We start from the raw sequence: 18,331 nt of genomic DNA, 5'->3' as shown, positions 1-18,331 counted from the left end.
CCCGTGTAGGAGCGACCGCGCCGGGCCTCCGGCGAGCTGAAAAACTTGGGGCCGCTGCGCGGCCCATCGCGGCCGGTCCTACACGAGACCGCGTAGACCCTCGGATTCGCGCTGTGGCACGTCGTCCTGCGTCTTACACGTGATGCACGACTGCCCCACCCACCGCAAGCCCGCTCAGGCCTTGACGCCATACGGTGCTGCCGCCAGCCGGCACACCCTTCGAAGCGAACACCTTGCGCAAGACCCCGCCAATCGGTGAGGCCTGAAGGCCCAGGCTGGTCAGGCACTGTTCGACGCTCTGCAAATGGGCTTCCAACCGCTGGCGCACCTGCGTCTCGCCACACATGGCCAGCAGGGTCGACTTGCCTTGGTCCAACCCCATGCTCTTGCCGCTTTCAGGGTCACGGTCATGCAAATCATCGTGCAATTGAAACGCTTGCCCCAATTCCCCCGCCAACTGCTGCAAGGTGCCCTGCTGGGTTTCGCCAGCCCCCGCCAACCGGCCGGCCATACCCAGCAAGGCCGAGAACAAGGCCCCGGTCTTGAGTTGATTGGTCTGGGCAATTTCAGCCGCCGTGCGCGGCCGTGCACCGTCGCGCAGATCCTGCAACTGCCCCTTGACCAGCCCATCGGCACCGATTGCCGAGGTGAGGGTCACGACCAGGTCGCTGCGCACATCCGGCCCGACCGTCTGCAACCCCGCCACAACCCCGAACGCACGGGAGAGCAAGGCAATGGCCGTCAACACTGCCACATCTTCCCCAAACGCCAGGTGCAAGGTAGGGCGACCGCGGCGCAAGGCGGCGTTGTCCATACAGGGGAGGTCGTCCAGTACAAGGGAGGCTGCATGCACCATCTCCACGGCGCAGCCAAGGTCGAGCGCTGCGTGTGGGCACGCGCCCAGACCTTGTGCCGTGAACAGTAACAGCAGGGGCCGCAAGCGCTTGCCTGGCGCCAGGGTGCAGTCGCGCATGGCCGCAACCACTAGGTCACGCTCGTGACCTGCCGATGGCAGCAAGGCCGCCAGCCGGGCTTCTACGGCCGCATGTGCGACGGCCAGTGGCTGATCGTGATCAGCGCCAGCGCTGTGCGGGGGGGCGATGGTCGTCATCCTTGCCTCTCGATGTGGGCGGCCCATTGACCGTAGATGAAAAAGGAACGACTGATAGGCGCCGTTGCCTGATGCTTTGCTTTTTATGAGCTTAGCTATACAAAACGGGTAGTGTTGTACAACTTGTCTGTCCTAAGCACACAGACCGCACGTACCTCAGGATGATTCCCTGGCAGTGGAGCCGGCATGAACAAAAGCCCGTTGAGTCAACGCAAGGATGATCACCTCGATATCGTTCTGGCCGCCGGCACCACCTCGCATGGGGTCGATGCTGGCTGGTCGGCGCTGCGTTTCGAACATTGTGCACTGCCTGAGATGGCCCTGGAAGACGTCAACCTGGGTACCGAGCTGTTCGGCATGGCACTGCGCGCACCGCTGCTGATCAGTTCGATGACCGGCGGTGCTGAGCGGGCACGGTTTATCAACCAGCACCTGGCCGAAGCTGCGCAGGCTTTGGGCCTGGCCATGGGCGTGGGTTCGCAGCGAGTTAGCTTGCGCAGCGGGCAGGACCAGGGGCTGACCACGGAGCTGAGAAGGCTCGCACCCGACGTCCCGCTCCTGGCAAACCTGGGCGCCGCCCAGTTACGCGAGGCTGATGGTGTAGACCTTGCCCGCCGTGCGGTCGATACACTCGATGCCAGCGCCCTGATCATTCATCTCAACCCCTTGCAGGAAGCCGTTCAGCCCGAAGGCGACCGCAACTGGAACGGGGTGCTCGCCTGCATCGAGCACGTCGCCGGGCAGCTTCACGCGCCCATCATCGTCAAGGAAGTAGGCGCCGGTATCTCCCCAGGCGTGGCCCGGCAATTGTACGACGCTGGCGTGTCCATGATCGATGTGGCCGGCGCCGGCGGCACGAGCTGGGCCGCTGTCGAGGCGGAGCGCGCCAATGACCCTGCCGAGCGTGCGGTGGCAATGGCCTTCAGCGGCTGGGGCATTCCGACCGCCCAGAGCCTGCTTGCCGTGCGCCGCGCCGTGCCCACGGTTGGCCTGATCGCCTCGGGTGGGGTGCGCGATGGGGTGGACGCGGCCAAGGCCATCCGCCTGGGGGCGGACTTGGTGGGCCAGGCTGCCGGCGTGCTGACCTCTGCGATGACGTCTACCGAAGCGGTGGTCTCACATTTCGACGTGATCATCCGGCAACTGCGTATCGCCTGCTTCTGCACCGGCTCCGCCACGCTGGCGCACTTGCGCCGGGCCCGACTGGTCAATGCCCAGCTCGACCTCAAATGAGCCACTTCGCCCTGGTCGCCCCACCCTACCCCAGCCATTTTGCAGCCATGCAGGCGCTGGGCGGCGAGTTGGTCGAACGCGGCCATCAGGTCAGTTTCTTTCACCAGCCCGAAGCCGAACGCTGGCTGAGTGACTCGCGGCTGGGCTTCGTCGCCATTGGCCATGCCGAGTGCCCGCCGGGCAGCCTTGACCTCGCCATGCGCCGCGTGGCCGACCCCGCCGGGCCGCTGCGTCTGCGTCGCTTGATCAAGCAGTTGGCGCACACCACCGGCATGCTGATCAGCAACCTGCCGCAGGCCCTTAGGGACCATCGGGTCGACGCGATGATCTGCGACCAGATGGAACCCGCAGGCGGCTTGGTGGCCGAGGCTTGCAACCTGCCGTTCTTTTCGGTGGCCTGCGCGTTGCCGATCAATCGCGAACCGGGCTTGCCATTGCCCGTGATGCCCTTCGGGCTCGGCTTGGATGCGCGCCTCTACGAAGGCAGTGCTCAAGTCCATGACTGGCTCATGCGCCCGCTGCACGACACCTTAGTGCAGGCGTGTCATCGCCACGGGCTGCCACCGCGCAGCGGTGCCCATGAGTTTCTCTCGCCGCTGGCCCAGTTGAGCCAGACACCTCTGCATCTGGATTTCCCAAGAGCGGATCTACCCAAGCACTTTCACGCCGTCGGCCCTTTACGCAGCACGCCCTCCCAGGCGAGCCCCAACTGGTCTTTCGAATCCGGCAAGCCTTTGGTATTCGCAAGCCTGGGAACGCTGCAGGGCCACCGGTTCGATCTGTTTGCACGGATTGCCAAGGCTTGCCGGGGCCTGGATGCCCAGTTGCTGGTGGCTCACTGCGGCGGGTTGGACGCGCATCAGCAGGCACGGCTACGCCAGATCGGTGCTACCGTCGTGACCGACTTCGCCCCCCAGCACTGGGCTGTGCGACGAGCCAATGTGGTGATCAGCCATGGCGGCTTGAACACGGTGCTCGATACCGTGTGCGCCGGCACACCGCTGCTGGTCATGCCCATTGCATTCGATCAGCCCGGCGTGGCCGCACGGGTGCGCCATCACCGCTTGGGCCGGGTGCTCTCCAAACGTGCCAGTGCATCGGCCATTGGCCAAGCGTTGCGTCAGCTGCTTGATGAGGCTGCACCACGTGATGCGGCGCTTGAAGCCGAGCTTGCCACCTGCGGTGGCGTACAGCGCGCTGCCAGCCTCATCGAAGCCGCTCTGCGCAGTGGCCAGCCCAGCATTTCGGAGAATGTACCGTGCCCTATGACCTGATCCTGGTAGGTGGGGGGTTGGCCAACGGCCTGATCGCCTGGCGACTGCAGCAGCTGCGCCCGCAATGGCGCGTGTTGTGCCTGGAGCAAGGGCCGGTCCTGGGCGGCAACCATACGTGGTCCTTCCACGACGCCGACCTTACTGCCGAGCAACTGCGCTGGCTCGCCCCGCTGGTGGAGCAGCGCTGGCCTGCGTACCACGTGCACTTCCCGGCTTTTTCCAGGCGCATGGAAGGCGGCTATGCGAGCATTACCAGCGAGCGTTTCGCGCAGGTGATCACCCCAGCCCTCGGCCCGAGCTTGCGCACCGACTGCGCGGTCGCCGAAGTGGGTGCCAGCCATGTCACGCTCGCCAGTGGCGAAACCTTGCACGCCGCGGTGGTGATCGATGGCCGGGGCATGCAGCACAGCCCTCACCGGGTCCTCGGCCAGCAGGCGTTCCTCGGGCAGGTCGTACGTCTGACGGCCCCCCATGGCTTGGTCGCACCGATTCTGATGGACGCACGCGTACCTCAAGGCGAGGGCTATCGCTTCGTCTATGTCCTGCCGTTCACGGCTGACACCTTGCTGGTGGAGGACACCCATTACGTCGACAGCCAGGCGCCCGCCGCGCAGCAGCTGCGCCAGCACATCGAGTGCTACCTGCAGCAGCGCGGCTGGCACGTCGCCGAGTGCCTGCGTGAAGAACAGGGCGTATTGCCGATTACCCTGGTCGACGACTTTCCTGCCTGGTGGAACGAACAGCACGGGCCGCTCGCCGTTGGCCTGCGGGCCGGATTGTTTCACTGCACCACGGGTTATTCCCTGCCCGATGCCGTGCGCCTGGCCGACTGGTTGTCAACGCAAGCGCTGGAGGACACGGCGTCGCTCAAGCCCGCGTTGGGCGCCTACCTGCATCGTCGCTGGCGTGAGCAAGGGTTCTATCGCCTGCTCAACCGAATGCTGTTTCTGGCCGGCCGGCCGAACCGTCGCTGGCAGGTGATGCAGCGCTTTTATCGATTGCCTGAGGGGCTGATCGCCCGTTTCTACGCAGGCCAGAGTACGCTGCGTGATCGCCTGCGGATCCTGTGCGGCAAACCGCCTGTGCCCGTCGGCGAGGCCATGAAGGCTGCCTTGCGACACTCCCCTGCCCATTTCAAGGATTATCCATGAGCAACGAACGATCCGCCCTGGTCATCGGCGCAGGCCTTGGCGGCCTGGCCCTGGCCATCCGCCTGCAGGCCGCGGGTATCCCCACGACCTTGCTCGAGGCGCGCGACAAACCAGGTGGCCGCGCTTACGTCTATCACGACCAAGGCTTTACCTTCGACGCAGGCCCCACGGTGATCACCGACCCGAGCGCCATCGAAGCCCTGTTCACCCTCGCCGGCCGGCCCATGCATGAGTATGTGGAATTGCTGCCGGTAACGCCTTTCTACCGCCTGTGCTGGGAGGATGGCCGGGCATTCGACTATGGCAATGACCAAGCCGACCTGGAGCGCCAGATCGAGGCCTTCGAGCCCAAGGACGTGGAAGGCTATCGACAGTTCCTGGCCTATTCCAAGGCCGTGTTGCAGGAAGGCTATATCAAGCTTGGCGCAGTGCCCTTCCTGTCTTTTCGCGACATGCTGCATGCCGGCCCGCAGTTGGCTCGCCTGCAAGCCTGGCGCAGCGTCTACAGCATGGTGGCGCGGTTCATCAAAGATGACCAACTGCGCCAGGCGTTCTCGTTCCACGCCTTGCTGGTCGGGGGTAATCCCTTCGCCACGTCCTCAATCTACACGCTGATCCATGCGCTGGAGCGCACCTGGGGTGTCTGGTTCCCCAAAGGCGGCACGGGCGCGCTGGTGCAGGGCATGGCCAAGTTGTTCACCGACCTGGGCGGCACCCTGGAGCTCAATGCCGAGGTGGCCGCGTTCGAAACCCAAGGCAGCCGCGTGACCGGCGTGCGCACCCAGGACGGGCGACGCTGGCGGGCAGACGCAGTCGCCTCGAATGCCGATGTGGTGCACACCTACTCCGACCTGCTGGCCGAACACCCTCGCGGTGAACAGGAAGGCAAGCGGCTCAAGGGCAAGCGCTTTAGCAACTCGCTGTTCGTGGTGCACTTCGGGCTCAAGCGCACGCAGCCGCAACTGCGTCATCACACGGTGTGCTTTGGCCCGCGCTACCGGGAGCTGATTGACGAAATCTTCAACGGTCACGAGCTTGCCGAAGACTTTTCACTCTACCTGCATACCCCCTGCGCCACCGACCCTAGCCTGGCCCCGGAAGGATGCTCGAGCCACTACGTATTGGCGCCCGTACCGCACATGGGCAACGCGGCCATCGACTGGGAAGTGGAAGGGCCACGGTTCCGGGACAAGATTCTCGACTACCTGGAACGTCACTACATTCCAGGCCTGCGCGAGGACTTGGTCACCTACCGCACCTTCACGCCGCTGGACTTCCGCGAAGAACTTAATGCCCACCTGGGGTCGGCGTTCTCTCTGGAACCCATCCTGACCCAGAGCGCCTGGTTCCGCCCGCACAACCGTGACAGCGAAGTGAGCAATCTGTACCTGGTGGGGGCAGGCACGCACCCAGGGGCCGGTGTGCCAGGCGTGATCGCCTCGGCCAAGGCCACCGCAGGCCTGATGCTCGAGGACCTGGGCGCATGACCGCACCGAACCACGACCAGTTACTTGCCCATGCCGAACACAGCATTGCCGTGGGTTCGAAAAGCTTTGCCGCAGCAGCCCGGCTGTTCGATGCCCACACCCGGCGCAGCGCTGTGCTGTTGTATGCCTGGTGCCGCCATTGCGATGACGTGATCGATGGTCAGCAAGCCGGGCATGATGCGGTGGTCATCAGCCAGGAAGAAGCGCAGGTGCGCCTGTTGGATCTGCAGCGTCAGACGGAGGCCGCCTGCGCGGACTTGCCCGTGAACCAGCCGGCCTTCGCCGCACTGCGCGAAGTGGCCAGGCGCCACGGCATTCCCCGCGCCGAAGCCTTCGACTTGCTCGAAGGCTTCGCCCAGGACGTGTCCGCCTGCCGCTACCAGACCCTGGATGAGGTCATGGTCTACTGCTATCACGTAGCAGGTGTGGTGGGCCTGATGATGGCCAGGGTCATGGGTGTTCAAGATGCCCGCGTGCTGGACCGGGCCTGCGACCTGGGCCTGGCCATGCAGCTGACTAACATCGCCCGGGACATCGTCGATGATGCCAAGGTCGGGCGCTGCTACTTGCCTCAGGCTTGGCTGTCGGAATTCGACCTCAGTGCAGACGACCTGGCCGATGTGCGTCATCGCGCAGCCGTCGCTACCTTGGCCAGGCGCCTGGTCGCCCACGCCGAACCCTACTACGCCAGCGCCCAGGCCGGGCTGCAGGCCTTGCCGCTTCGCTCGGCGTGGGCAGTGGCCACGGCAGGCCAGGTTTACCGGCGCATCGGCCTGAAGGTCGACAGCGCCGGGGTCGACGCCTGGGACGGCCGGCTGTCTACGTCAAAACTCGAAAAGGTCGGTGCCTTGGTCACAGGGTTTTGGCAGGCGCTGAGCTGTCGGCTGCATCGCCACCCTCAGCGCCCAGCTCGCCTGTGGCAGCGCCCTTCGCCCGCAGCGGCCCCCCATGCAGCGCCCGAAGTTGCCGACGCAGCCGTTCGATAGTGGGTACGTACAGAAAACCGAACGACACACAGCCTTCGCGGCCCTGCACGGCATGATGAAGCCGATGTGCCTGGTACAGGCGCTTGAAGTAACCTTTGCGCGGGACCACTTTGAAAGGCCAGCGCCGGTGGACCAGGCCGTCGTGGGCAACGAAATACAGGACACCGTAGGCCGTCATGCCTGCGCCTACCCATTGCAACGGGTACCAGCCGGCATTGCCCAGGGCGATGAGAATGATCGCCAGCACGGCGAACACCGCGGCGTAGAGATCGTTCTTCTCGAAGATCCCGGTGCGTGGCTCATGGTGCGAGCGGTGCCAGCCCCAGCCGAAGCCGTGCATGATGTACTTGTGAGCAAACCAGGCCACGCCTTCCATGGCGGCCAGGGTGCCGAAAAAGGTGAGTAACGTCAGGGTCATGCGCAGGCTATCCAGGCAAGAGGGAACATGGGGGCAGTCCTTTGGTGCGTCGGGGCCGGGTGGGTACAGCATGATCTACCCAAGGCGCTGGCGCAAAGCCTATGAGTGTGCAAGATGGGCTGGTGTTCCGTTGGCAACGCGCTATCCAGCCCTGCCCGATGCTTTAACCCTGAAACGCCATCTCAGGATCCCTTATGCTGCCGGGGTCTGCACCACGAACCCATGTAAAGGCCGGCCATGCACTCCTCAGAACGACTCAAAGGGATCGACGTCTTCGTCGCGGTCGCCGACCTTGGCAGCTTCACGGCAGCGGCCGGGCGACTGAGCCTTACCAGCTCGGCGGTCAGCAAAAGTATTGCGCGCCTTGAGGCGCGCATGGGCGTTCGCCTGTTCGAGCGCACCACACGCCGGTTGTCGCTGAGCGAGGCCGGCGTGGTTTTCTACCGCACCTGCACGTCGGTGCTGGCCGATCTGGAAGAAGTCGAACACACCCTCGCCACGACGGGTAATGAACCTCACGGACGGGTACGCATTGACCTGCCCGCCTCCTACGGTCGCCTGCATGTGCTGCCGCTGATCCTGGCGTTCACCCGGCAGCATCCGCTGTTACAGCCGCACGTATCGTTTTCCGACCGTTTCGTCGATCCGGTGCAGGAAGGCATCGACATCGTGGTACGCATCGGCGGCCCCGATACATGGCCCGCCGCCCTGGGCCATCAGTACTTTGGCGCCCAGCGCCTGATGTTCTGTGCAGCCCCCGACTACCTCGACACCTATGGTACGCCGCAAAGCGAGGAGGACCTGGAGCACCACCACTGCGTGGGCTATGGGCACACCGACGGTTTGGTCAGCCCGTGGTTCTTCAAAGGGCGCCAGCCTGGCGAGATGGAGCGTCGCACGGTACAGCCGCGCATCGCCGTAGGTGATGGCGAAGGCGAGGTCGCGGCGGTGCTGGCCGGCCACGGTATAGGGCAGCTACCCACCTGGTTGACCCAGCAGCACCTCGATCAAGGACGGATGATCGAGGTGCTGCCGGAGCTGGCGACCGATGGCCTGCCGATGAACCTGGTCTGGCTCAAGCGTCGCGAGCACCTACCCAAGGTGCGTGCCTTGCTCGATTACCTGTTGCCCAGGCTCGCGCCTCACGGCACGCGTGCCGCCGAACCCGTCTGAGGTGCCAGCCTGGCTACCACGGGCACTGTCAGCAGCGCCAGCACCGCGACTGCGGCGGCCACATAACCGAGGTAGGCAATCCCCAGACCGTCGATGGTCATGCCACCGAGCACCGCACCCAGGCCGATGCCGGCGTTGGCAGCCGACACGTTGGCAGTACCAGCCAGTGCCTTGGCGTGGCTCACCGACGCCATGACGCGCACCTGGCAAACCGGGTAGAGCGCCGTGTTGGCGACACCCCACAAGGCCAGCGCCAGGCAGAAAACCAGGCCTGCATGGGCCAAGGGCACCAGCGCGGCCATGCCGATCGCCAGCAGCACCAGAAAGCCCGCGGTAGCCTTGAGAACGGAGTGGTCGACGGCACGCCCCCCGATCCAGTTACCCAGCAGGCCAACGGCACCGAAGCCCATCAGCCACCAACCGGTGTGAGCCGGGGCCACACCCGCCACACGCTCGAGCAGGTCGGCCAAGTAGGTGTAGCCGGTGAACATCGCGGTGAACACCAGAATCGACAGCAGCACGTTCGCCACGAAGAAGCGTTCGGTGAAGATCCGCGCCTGGCGGGCAAAATCCACCTTGGCGGTACGGGCCACGTGGGGCATCCAGACGCTCATCGCCACGGCCATCACCAGCGAAAGCACCGCCAGCGCCCAGAACGCGCCACGCCAGCCCAACGCGTCAGCGGCCAACGTGCCCAGCGGGATGCCCAACAGCATGGCGGCAGAGATGCCGAGGTAAACCTTAGACACCGCGCGCCCTGCATGCTCGGGCCCCGCGAGGTGCCCTGCTGTCTCGCTGGCGGTCCCCCAGAACACCGGTAATGCCAATGCCGGTATGACACGTGCAACGGCCAGTACCCAGAAATTGTCGGCCACGGCCGCCAGGGCATTGGCCGCGGCAAAGACCAGCAAGATGGTGATGAACAGCCGTTTACGGTCCAGGTGCGCCAGCATGGCCGTGAGGAACGGCCCTGCCAACATGACCGTGAAGGCGAACAGCGTTACCAGTTGTCCCGCCATGGAGATGGACACCCCCAGGTCGCGACTCAGGGCAGGCAAAAGGCCCACAATGAGAAACTCGGTGGTGACGATCAGGAAAGCGGAAAACGCAAGGATGGCAATACTGATGGCTGCCCGTGGAGCTTCGTCGACGGGTGAAGCGGTGGAAGATGCGGCAGGCATGGAAAAACTCTCAAGACGTTGGCCGCCAGTCTATTCGATCGCGCAGGTCTTATTTTTGGCCGATTTTCACATATGGGATGACGCAAATTCACCAATCAGCTCAATGTATACAACTTCCCCGTTTCCTGATTACATAGCCGCGTCGCCTACGACGCTGGCCATCGCCGGCGCGTATTGCAACAGGCATCAACCATGTCATCTGCACACACTTCAAGAACGCTACTGATCAAAAATGCCCAACTGCTCGTCACCATGGATGGCGAGCGTCGCGAAATCCGCGGCGGTGGGCTGTACATCGAAGACAACCTGATCAAGCAGGTTGGCCCCAGCGAAACCCTTCCCCAACAGGCGGACGAGGTGCTGGACATGTCCGGCAAGGTGGTCATCCCTGGGCTGGTCAACACGCACCACCACATGTACCAGAGCCTGACCCGGGTAGTGCCAGCCGCCCAGGACGGCGAACTGTTCAACTGGCTCGCCCAGCTGTACCCGATCTGGGCACGGCTCACGCCCGAGATGATTTCAGTCTCGACCCAGACGGCCATGGCTGAGCTGATCCTTTCCGGTTGCACCACCTCGAGCGATCACCTGTACATCTACCCCAACGGATGCAAGCTCGACGACAGCATCCATGCGGCTGCCGAAATTGGCATGCGTTTTCATGCTGCTCGCGGCAGCATGAGCGTGGGTCAGAGCCAGGGCGGGCTGCCGCCGGACTCGGTGGTGGAAAAGGAAGCGGATATCCTCAAGGAGTCCCAGCGCCTGATCGAGGACTACCACGATGCCAGCCATGGCTCGATGCGCCGGATCGTGGTCGCGCCCTGCTCGCCCTTCTCGGTCAGCCGCGACCTGATGCGCGAAGCGGCTGTTCTGGCTCGCCAACATGGTGTATCGCTGCACACGCACCTGGCCGAAAACGTCAATGACATTGCCTACAGCCGGGAAAAATTCGGCATGACCCCTGCCGAGTACGCCGAGGACCTGGGGTGGGTCGGGCCCGACGTGTGGCACGCTCACTGCGTGCAACTGGACCAGCATGGCATCGAACTGTTCGCCCGCACCGGTACCGGGGTCGCCCATTGCCCATGCTCGAACATGCGTCTGGCTTCCGGTATCGCTCCGGTACGCGCCATGCGCGATCATGGCGTTCCGGTCGGGCTCGGGGTGGACGGATCGGCGTCCAACGACGGTGCCAGCATGATCGGCGAGGTTCGCCAGGCCCTGCTGCTGCAACGCGTAGGGTTTGGCCCGGACGCGATGACGGCCCGTGAAGCACTGGAAATCGCTACCTTGGGCGGTGCCAAGGTGCTCAACCGCGATGACATCGGCGCATTGGCACCGGGCATGGTCGCCGATTTCGTCGCCTTCGACCTGGGCCATGTAGCCTACGCCGGCGGCCATCATGACCCGCTTGCAGCGCTGGTGTTCTGCACCCCGACCCAGGTGCATACCAGCGTCATCAACGGCAAGGTGGTGGTCAGGGAAGGTCAGTTGGTGACTGTCGACCTGCCACGGGTACTCGAGCGCCACAACCGCCTGGCCTATCAGTTGGTCGCGGGCTGATAGAGGCGGTGCCTTAAGGTGCTGGCTGCCAAGTGCCTGCGGGGCTGCATCGCAGCCCATTGCCGGCAAGCCAGCCCCCGTCTGACGGCAAGCTCACCCTGTAGGCACCGCACGGCAACAGGCTTACAGCACCATCACCATCTCGTGCCACGCCATGCCGCCGTGGTCGGAAGGTGACGGCTGGACGTACTTGTAGCCCAGCTTGCGGTACAGCGGCACGTGCTGTTCCTTGCACATCAAGTGGATGGTCTGCTTAGAGCAGGCTTTCATCCGCAGAATGAACGCTTCCATCAACCGCTTTGCATGACCTTGGCCCTGGTAAGCCGGGTCGACCACCACCGACATGATCACCACGTTGGGGGCATCGGGGTCATGCCCGACCAGCTCCTTGAACGCTTCGTCCGACATCACGACCTGATGGGCGCAACCACTGTTGATGAAGCCCACGATGGCCCCGTCGCTTTCAAGCACTAGAAAACCTTGTGGATACTGACTGATGCGCGTCTGGATCTTTTCCAGCGTGGCCGCTTCGTCTCCCTCGTAAGCACCGATCTCGATGGCGTGGCAGCGGCTGGCGTCCTCCAGGGACGGCGTACGGAACTGAAGCGAAGGCATGACCGGCTTTTCCTTTGGGTCTGAACGATACGGCGACCATGATAACCGTGCCTGACGCTTGCTGCGATGCTCACCGCCACGCATCATGGAGGCCTTTCTGCCCGCGACGGACTCACCGAATGATCGCAGTACCCGTGCCACCCCTGGAGACGAGCCGTTGCAAACGCCTCAAAGCGGCCACCCACCGCGAACATGACGGTGTCGATCAGTTGGTCATGGCCGCCCACCCTTTTCAGCACAGGGCGCGCTATGCGCGCTTCCTGCTGGTACAGCATCATTTTCACGGCAGCCTCTTGGGACTTTACGAAGACCCCCACCTCAATACGTGGCTGCCGGGCCTCTCGTCGCTGTCGCGGTTTGCAGCGGTCGAGCAGGACATTCGCGACGTGGGACAACTGCCACCTGCCTTGCCGACGAGCGTGAAGGTAGACCCGGCCCATGCACTGGGCTGGCTGTATTGCAGCGAAGGATCGAACCTGGGCGCCGCTTTCTTGTTCAAGCACACCCAGCGCCTTGGCCTGGACGAGGGCCTGGGTGCGCGGCACCTGGCAGCGCACCCGCAAGGACGGGCGCTGCATTGGAAGGCGTTCGTGAGCGCAATCGACGGCCTTGAACTCGACAAACAACAGGAAGCTGGCGTGATCGCCGGCGCCATCGCAGCCTTTGAAGCCTATCGGACGAAGGTCACCGAGGTATTCGCCGCTGACCTGCAAGCCGCTGCGCACACCTGCGAAGGCTGAACGCTTGTGCTGCATTGGCCAGTCGCCAGCTTGCGGCCCGGATACGCCGATGGCATGAACAAAATAGCGATTTGATGCTGGGCTGGATTGCCAAACGCCATGGGCCGTCTTTACTGGTACTTAACGACCCCGGCATAGGTGTGCGCCCATGAAGATCATGCTCACCCGTATTCTTGTCGACGACCAGGCCAAAGCGCTTGCCTTCTATCATTACGTATTGGGCTTCGAACCCAAACAAGACCTCGCCATGGGCCAGCACCGCTGGCTGACCCTGACCTCGCCCAACGACCCCAACGGCGTGCAATTGCAACTGGAGCCAGAGGTGCATCCCGCGGCGAAAGCGTACAAGGCTGCGCTCAAGGAAGACGGTACCCCCACCGCGATCTTCGCGGTGCGTGACATTCAAGGCGAATATGCCCGGCTATCCGCTGCCGGTGTCAAGTTCCACCAGGCTCCCGCCGAGGTCGATAACGTCTTGACTGCAATCTTCGACGACACCTGCGGCAACCTCATCCAGATTACCCAGTTACACTGACCGCCCCTTGCAAACCGCCTGCGCCAGTTCAACTGGCGCGGCCCTACCGATCGTTGCCCAAGGACATGCGATGCGTCATGAGTTCGACGAAGTGCTCAACGACCTGGTCGACTACTTTCTGCTAGGTGACATTCAACTGCTTGAGCGCTTCAAGCAGGAGCATGGCCTGCCTGACGACCTGGCCCACGAATTCACCCATCATGACAGCGGCGACATGGCCGTGCGCGACGGCGTGGTGCTGCCTGTGGCCGGCGTCGACAACCTCCCCTATCACGTGGTGTTCACGCTCGATGGGCAAATGCCCAAATTGCGCGAGCCGGGCAGCCGGCTCAAGCACCAGCGCGGTGGTTATTCGCTGAACGTCGAGCATGGCGCTGTGATGCTGTACACCTGGCGCATCCTCCAGTACTTCACCCCCAAGACACTGGGCGACTTGATGGCGCGCTACCGTGAGCCCGGCCGCCCGGTGATCGAACTGGACAACGGTTGGTATGAGGTCGAAGTCCTGGCCGGTGCGTGCGTGCGCGATGGGCTGTACGAGCCCACCTTCGAGTTCGTCCTGAGCAAGCGTAGCGGGCGTGTGGCGAACACCACCGCGGACACGGGGTACAGCTTCAGCCTGCGAGGCTACTTTGACTAAAGCCAGTGTGTCTGAACGAATGGCGCAACCTTACCTGGGCGCTACTCGTTGACCAGCCGCTGCAACACGGCGCCTTCATGGCGCGCGAGGATACGTAGCAGTTGATCAACCAAGGCACGGTCCGGCGCATCGAGGTGGAAATGGTGGCCGCCTGGGTGCCAGGACACTTTCGCCTGGGGCGGCAATGCCGCTTCACGGCGGTCGAAAGCCTCGCCAGTGAAAGCGCCCTGCCGGCCGAACATCAGGTACAGCGGGCAGCGAATCTGGCTGAGCAGCGCGCAAGCTTCAGGCTCGGTGAGCGGCATGGGCTCTGGGAGCACCAACCGCGGGTCGTGTCGCCAGCAATAACCGTCGTTGAGCTGGAGCAAGTCGCGCAGCGCTAGTAACCTTGCCGCTTCTTGGGACAGGTCGGTGTCGAGCCGTTCGCGGCGCTGCGCCAGCGCGCTGTCCAGATCGTCGAAGCGTTGCACGTCCCGCTCGTTGAAGCCCTGCATCTGCGTACGCTGGACCATGCGCTTGAGGCGATAGGCCCGTGCCAGGTGCTGCACGCGGTCATGCTCGGCTACGGTGAATGGTGCTCCCATACCGTCGAGGAAGGTCATGCTCGCGATCCCGCTGGTCATGGCGGCCAGCAGCGAAGCCACACCGGTGCCCATGCCGTGCGCCAGCACATGGAATTGCCGCATGCCAAGGCTTTCGGTGACCGACAGCATGTCCTCGGCGTGCTCCCACAAGTAGTAGCCGCTGTCATGACGACGATGGTCGGAACGTCCGTGGCCGACCAGGTCGGGGGCTACCACGAAACAGCCATCGAGCAGGGGTGCCAGGCGCTCGAACGAGGCGGCGTTGTCCAACCAGCCATGCAAGGCCAGTACGGGAATGCCATCCTCCGGGCCCCAGCAGCGCACCGCCACTTCGATGCCATTGATGTCCAGCGGGTGATCCTTGGGTGTGGTGGTTGATCGCATGGGTATGCTTCCTGATCGGCAGCCTGATGCACGTACACCAGACCGAACACGCCACCGCATTCCACGACGCCTGTCGTCTGCGGCAACCCTTGCGCCGGAGCGCGCATGGCGCCGACAGGTCACCTTGGCGCAAGCCAGTGGCCACCACTGGCCCCTTACCGACGGTGACTTAACCGTCACCGACCCCGGCAGTCTTCGAAACAGTCCTGGCGGCCATCGACGCGGCTGGAAGCGCGAGCGGCCACGGCGGCGTCGCCATTGGCCGGTTCCACGTGCCAGTAGCAATGCTGAACTGCTCGGGTCACGGCCACATAGGCCAAGCGCTGCACCTCCTCTTTCTGGGCGGTGTCGAACGGCTGCGGGTCGCCCGCCTTGCCCAGGCCCGCCTGGCGGTACACCTGGTTCTTGTAGGGCGAGCTGGTCAGGTACTGGCAGTCGCCCAGCATGAACACCGCATCGGCCTGCAAGCCCTTGGCGCTGTGGTAGGTGAGTTGGCGAAGACGCCGCTGCTCGGCGGGCACTGCTGCCTCGGCCTGAAGCACAGGTTCCAGGTGTTCGCTCATCGCTGCCCGGTCATTGCCCTTGCGGTAGAGCATCAGCACCGACTCGCCGCGCTGGTAATGCTCGATGAGGGTCTGGCCCAGGGCGGCCTCGTCACGCTCGAAGACCTTGACCGGTGAACCGGCAAGTTCAGCGGCAGGGCCAGCGGCTCGGGCCTTCTTGCCGGCGATGGTGGGTGTGCCCTTGACCAGGTGCTCAGCGGCATCGATGACCTGCTGCTGGCAGCGATAGTTTTCCACCATCATCACTCGAGTGCTGGCGGGCGTCGGAAACGCCTTGGTGAATTCGGTGAAGTACTTGGGCGAGCTGCCTCGCCAGCCATAGATCGACTGCCAGTCATCGCCCACGCACAACAGGGACGAGTGCTGAGCATGGCGGCCGACATTCATCCCGGGCCCGCGCCTGCGGATTTCGCGCAGGGAAGCCCGCAGCCAGCTGACGATTTGCGGCGAGACGTCCTGGAATTCATCGATCATCAGATGCGCCAGCGGCCGTAGCAGCGGGTCGGGCAACAGCTGCAGGTTTTCCGGGTTGTTTTCCCCGAACAGCGCGAACATGCGGTTGTAGCTCATGACCGGAGGGACCTGATCAAGCAGATGCGCTTCGAACGCCTTCCAGTAAAGGGCTAACGCTTCGAAGAACAGCGCGTCGCTGTCGCCTGGCACGAAGCGCATGTCGGCAATCGCCGTGTTCACTTCGAGCCCGAGGTTTTCGATAAAGCCCGCGGCACTGACGAATGCGTCGAGCAGCGGCGCGGCGGACAGCTCGCCCTTGACCTTGTATTCAAACCCCGGCCCCGTCACGGCGTCGCCCGCCAGCGAAGCGGCCAGGCGCCGGGCCATGGCGTAGTTGTCCAGCCAGATCAACGGCTGGTCGCAGAATGCCTGCAACAGGGTTCGTTTGACTGCCCACTCCCCGCGTACGGCCAGCTTGGCGCCGGGTCGTTGGTACTGGGCACTCTCGGAGGGGTCGAAGCCCAATACCACCAAGGGCCCTGTGGCACCCAACCGGCCGTGTACATGAAAACGGCATCCACGGATCTCCACGGTGTCGCGCGTCGGCTCAATGCCCTGGATCGGCCAAGCGCCTGCTGCGAACCACAGGTCCTCGATCACATCGCACAGCTCTTCGTCGCGTTGCGCAGCCAGCTGCGTCACCTGGGCGCGTTTCTGCACCTCGGGGTTATCCGGATCCACTGGCTTGAGTTGCAAGGCTTCGTTGCGCAAGTGGCCAATCAGCTCGGCAAAGCGCGGGCTGTCCGCCAGCAGGGTGCTGTAGCAATGATTGAGCTGTTGGCGCTGGGCATCGTTCAGGCGCAGGTCGAACGGGTTGCTATCGGCCTCGGCCTCGCGCCCGGCGGGCATCTCGTTGCCCAGGGCCTCGAACGCACGCACGTGCTCGAACCCAGGCAGGCTGCGCACCAGGGGCAGGATGCGGGAGTGGAAGGTGCGGACCAGTTCGCGCGCCTGTGCCGGTTGCAGGTGAACATCCCACAGCGCGAACACCTGCACCAAGCGCTTGATGAAGTCCTTGCGCGACTCGCGGGTGAAGGTGACGACCGTCATCGCGTCGAGTTCGTAGCCCAGGTAGTGACGCAGCAGCAAGATTCGCAGCACCAGGGAGGTGGATTTGCCCGCCCCTGCCCCGGCCACCACGCAGGTGGAGGGTGTGTCGCTGAAGATCAGTTTCCATTGCGCGGCGCTGGGTTGCGCGTGGCTGGGCAGGCGCTGGGCGACGTCGGCCTTGAAGCGTTTCTTCAGGTCGGCGGTCAAGGCCAGTCGCCAATCCTCGAACAGGTGATCGTCCTGGCCGGGCACGGCCGGGGTGTCGGGGCGATGGTCACGGATGACCAGCACTTGCTGGCCTGCCTCGTACCCTTGCGCATGGCCACGTTCGTACCCTGCGCGCTGGCCTTCGTCACGGCCCTGGTGCTGGCCATCGGCATGGCCCAGCCACCAGGAATGAGGGTGTTGCGCCTGAATGCGGGTCAGGCCACGCCCAAGGCACTGGGCGATGAGCCGTTTAAGCCAGGGTAGCCGTGTGGGTGGGGTCAGTTCGGCGAGGGCCTTGGGTTGCTCGTTGGCCACAGTCACTCCGTTGGCAGCAAAATCAGCCGGCAATGTTCGCCGCAATGGCGCAAAAGCGCCAGCGAATGCGTGGGAAAACATCGGGGGTCACGGCTGGGGCAAGGGGGAGTAGGCTTGCGCGGTCTTGACCGAGGATGACGTACGCTGGGTTAGCGGCCCACCGCGCTCGGTTCGGCGCCCGGCAAGGCCGCTTCCGCAGGGGAAAGAGTGTATCGTTGAGCCATATGCGAGGCTCAAGCCATTCAATCAAGTCAAGTTTGAAACTTTTAATTCCAATATCGTAGTTAAGACTATTGCTATTATTGCTGTTACTGCTGTTACTGCTGTTGCAGTTGATCTTGATCTTGATCTTGATCTTGATCTTGATCTTGATCTTGATCTTGATCTTGCTTTTGATCTTCGCGACTTCAGAAGGCCGAACGCAGGTCTTGCGGAGGGAGGTGACAGGCATGGATGCCTGTCAAGCGCTGGGCCCCAGGATGGGGCCTGCAGCGCGGTCCTCCCGGGAGCAAGACCGGAGTGAGGGAACCCCGAAGCGCAGCGTAGGGGCCGTATGAACGGAGCGCAGCCTTTTTTGGTTACTTTTTGTGGCGTTTGACAAAAAGTAA

At 63.7% G+C, this 18,331-nt stretch carries 16 protein-coding genes and 1 pseudogene; 10 read left to right on the top strand and 7 right to left on the bottom strand.

Going from position 1 to position 18,331, the window contains the following annotated elements; all coding sequences use genetic code 11:
* Nucleotides 1–133: 133 nt before the first annotated feature.
* Nucleotides 134–1,111, bottom strand: a complete 978-nt coding sequence (locus CRP40_RS14895; RefSeq protein ID WP_050587319.1) for a polyprenyl synthetase family protein — start codon at nt 1,109–1,111, stop codon at nt 134–136.
* Between the two features lie 186 nt (nt 1,112–1,297).
* On the opposite strand from CRP40_RS14895, the gene fni reads away from it, so the two are divergent.
* The 5 genes and pseudogenes from fni to CRP40_RS14870 form a co-directional block, all read left to right on the top strand.
* Nucleotides 1,298–2,344 carry a type 2 isopentenyl-diphosphate Delta-isomerase gene (gene fni / locus CRP40_RS14890; RefSeq protein ID WP_027914806.1) on the top strand — a complete coding sequence of 349 codons (1,047 nt, stop codon included), beginning with the start codon at nt 1,298–1,300 and terminating at the stop codon, nt 2,342–2,344.
* Complete coding sequence (locus CRP40_RS14885; RefSeq protein ID WP_027914805.1) at nt 2,341–3,618, top strand: glycosyltransferase; 1,278 nt, start codon at nt 2,341–2,343, stop codon at nt 3,616–3,618. Before fni ends, CRP40_RS14885 begins: the two co-directional genes overlap by 4 nt.
* A complete protein-coding gene (crtY, locus tag CRP40_RS14880) occupies nt 3,603–4,769 on the top strand; it encodes a lycopene beta-cyclase CrtY (protein ID WP_027914804.1) in 1,167 nt (388 codons plus the stop codon). Before CRP40_RS14885 ends, crtY begins: the two co-directional genes overlap by 16 nt.
* Nucleotides 4,766–6,256 carry a phytoene desaturase gene (locus CRP40_RS14875; protein ID WP_027914803.1) on the top strand — a complete coding sequence of 497 codons (1,491 nt, stop codon included), beginning with the start codon at nt 4,766–4,768 and terminating at the stop codon, nt 6,254–6,256. Before crtY ends, CRP40_RS14875 begins: the two co-directional genes overlap by 4 nt.
* Nucleotides 6,253–7,185, top strand: a pseudogene (locus tag CRP40_RS14870) (phytoene/squalene synthase family protein); the annotation flags it as partial. The gene CRP40_RS14875 and the pseudogene CRP40_RS14870, both read left to right, overlap by 4 nt.
* Here CRP40_RS14870 and CRP40_RS14865 read toward each other — a convergent pair.
* Complete coding sequence (locus CRP40_RS14865) at nt 7,109–7,660, bottom strand: sterol desaturase family protein (RefSeq protein ID WP_027914801.1); 552 nt, start codon at nt 7,658–7,660, stop codon at nt 7,109–7,111. The pseudogene CRP40_RS14870 and the gene CRP40_RS14865 overlap by 77 nt on opposite strands.
* A gap of 237 nt (nt 7,661–7,897) precedes the next feature.
* Between CRP40_RS14865 and CRP40_RS14860 the strand changes: the two genes are divergently transcribed.
* Nucleotides 7,898–8,833: a LysR family transcriptional regulator gene (locus tag CRP40_RS14860; protein WP_027914800.1), complete on the top strand. Its 936-nt coding sequence runs from the start codon at nt 7,898–7,900 to the stop codon at nt 8,831–8,833.
* Here the strand turns inward: CRP40_RS14860 and CRP40_RS14855 are convergent.
* A complete protein-coding gene (locus CRP40_RS14855; protein WP_027914799.1) occupies nt 8,803–10,014 on the bottom strand; it encodes an MFS transporter in 1,212 nt (403 codons plus the stop codon). The genes CRP40_RS14860 and CRP40_RS14855 overlap by 31 nt on opposite strands.
* 192 nt (nt 10,015–10,206) lie before the next feature.
* On the opposite strand from CRP40_RS14855, the gene CRP40_RS14850 reads away from it, so the two are divergent.
* Nucleotides 10,207–11,577, top strand: a complete 1,371-nt coding sequence (locus CRP40_RS14850) for an 8-oxoguanine deaminase (protein WP_027914798.1) — start codon at nt 10,207–10,209, stop codon at nt 11,575–11,577.
* 123 nt (nt 11,578–11,700) lie between these two features.
* On the opposite strand, the gene CRP40_RS14845 is transcribed toward CRP40_RS14850, so the two are convergent.
* Nucleotides 11,701–12,192 carry a GNAT family N-acetyltransferase gene (locus tag CRP40_RS14845; RefSeq protein WP_027914797.1) on the bottom strand — a complete coding sequence of 164 codons (492 nt, stop codon included), beginning with the start codon at nt 12,190–12,192 and terminating at the stop codon, nt 11,701–11,703.
* A 119-nt stretch (nt 12,193–12,311) separates the two neighbouring features.
* Here CRP40_RS14845 and CRP40_RS14840 point away from each other — a divergent pair, with 119 nt between their 5' ends.
* The 3 genes from CRP40_RS14840 to CRP40_RS14830 all read left to right on the top strand — a co-directional run bounded on the left by CRP40_RS14840 (nt 12,312) and on the right by CRP40_RS14830 (nt 14,107).
* Nucleotides 12,312–12,932, top strand: coding sequence for a biliverdin-producing heme oxygenase (locus CRP40_RS14840; RefSeq protein WP_027914796.1), 621 nt, complete (start codon nt 12,312–12,314; stop codon nt 12,930–12,932).
* A 148-nt stretch (nt 12,933–13,080) separates the two neighbouring features.
* Nucleotides 13,081–13,467, top strand: a complete 387-nt coding sequence (locus CRP40_RS14835; protein WP_027914795.1) for a VOC family protein — start codon at nt 13,081–13,083, stop codon at nt 13,465–13,467.
* Nucleotides 13,468–13,537: 70 nt separating this feature from the next.
* A complete protein-coding gene (locus CRP40_RS14830) occupies nt 13,538–14,107 on the top strand; it encodes a hypothetical protein (protein WP_027914794.1) in 570 nt (189 codons plus the stop codon).
* 41 nt (nt 14,108–14,148) lie between these two features.
* Here CRP40_RS14830 and CRP40_RS14825 read toward each other — a convergent pair whose 3' ends face one another.
* The 3 genes from CRP40_RS14825 to CRP40_RS22015 all read right to left on the bottom strand — a co-directional run bounded on the left by CRP40_RS14825 (nt 14,149) and on the right by CRP40_RS22015 (nt 18,174).
* A complete protein-coding gene (locus CRP40_RS14825; protein WP_027914793.1) occupies nt 14,149–15,075 on the bottom strand; it encodes an alpha/beta fold hydrolase in 927 nt (308 codons plus the stop codon).
* A gap of 176 nt (nt 15,076–15,251) precedes the next feature.
* Entirely contained in the window at nt 15,252–17,723 is a 2,472-nt protein-coding gene (locus CRP40_RS14820; protein WP_230395972.1) for a UvrD-helicase domain-containing protein, read from the bottom strand.
* Nucleotides 17,724–17,745: 22 nt separating this feature from the next.
* A complete protein-coding gene (locus CRP40_RS22015) occupies nt 17,746–18,174 on the bottom strand; it encodes a hypothetical protein (protein WP_115065761.1) in 429 nt (142 codons plus the stop codon).
* Nucleotides 18,175–18,331: the final 157 nt, after the last annotated feature.

The organism is Pseudomonas sp. URMO17WK12:I9 (assembly GCF_900230165.1).
Taxonomy (GTDB): Bacteria; Pseudomonadota; Gammaproteobacteria; order Pseudomonadales; family Pseudomonadaceae; genus Aquipseudomonas; species Aquipseudomonas fulva.
Note: the sequence above shows the minus strand (reverse complement) of the source record. Positions and strands in the feature narration are given on the sequence as shown.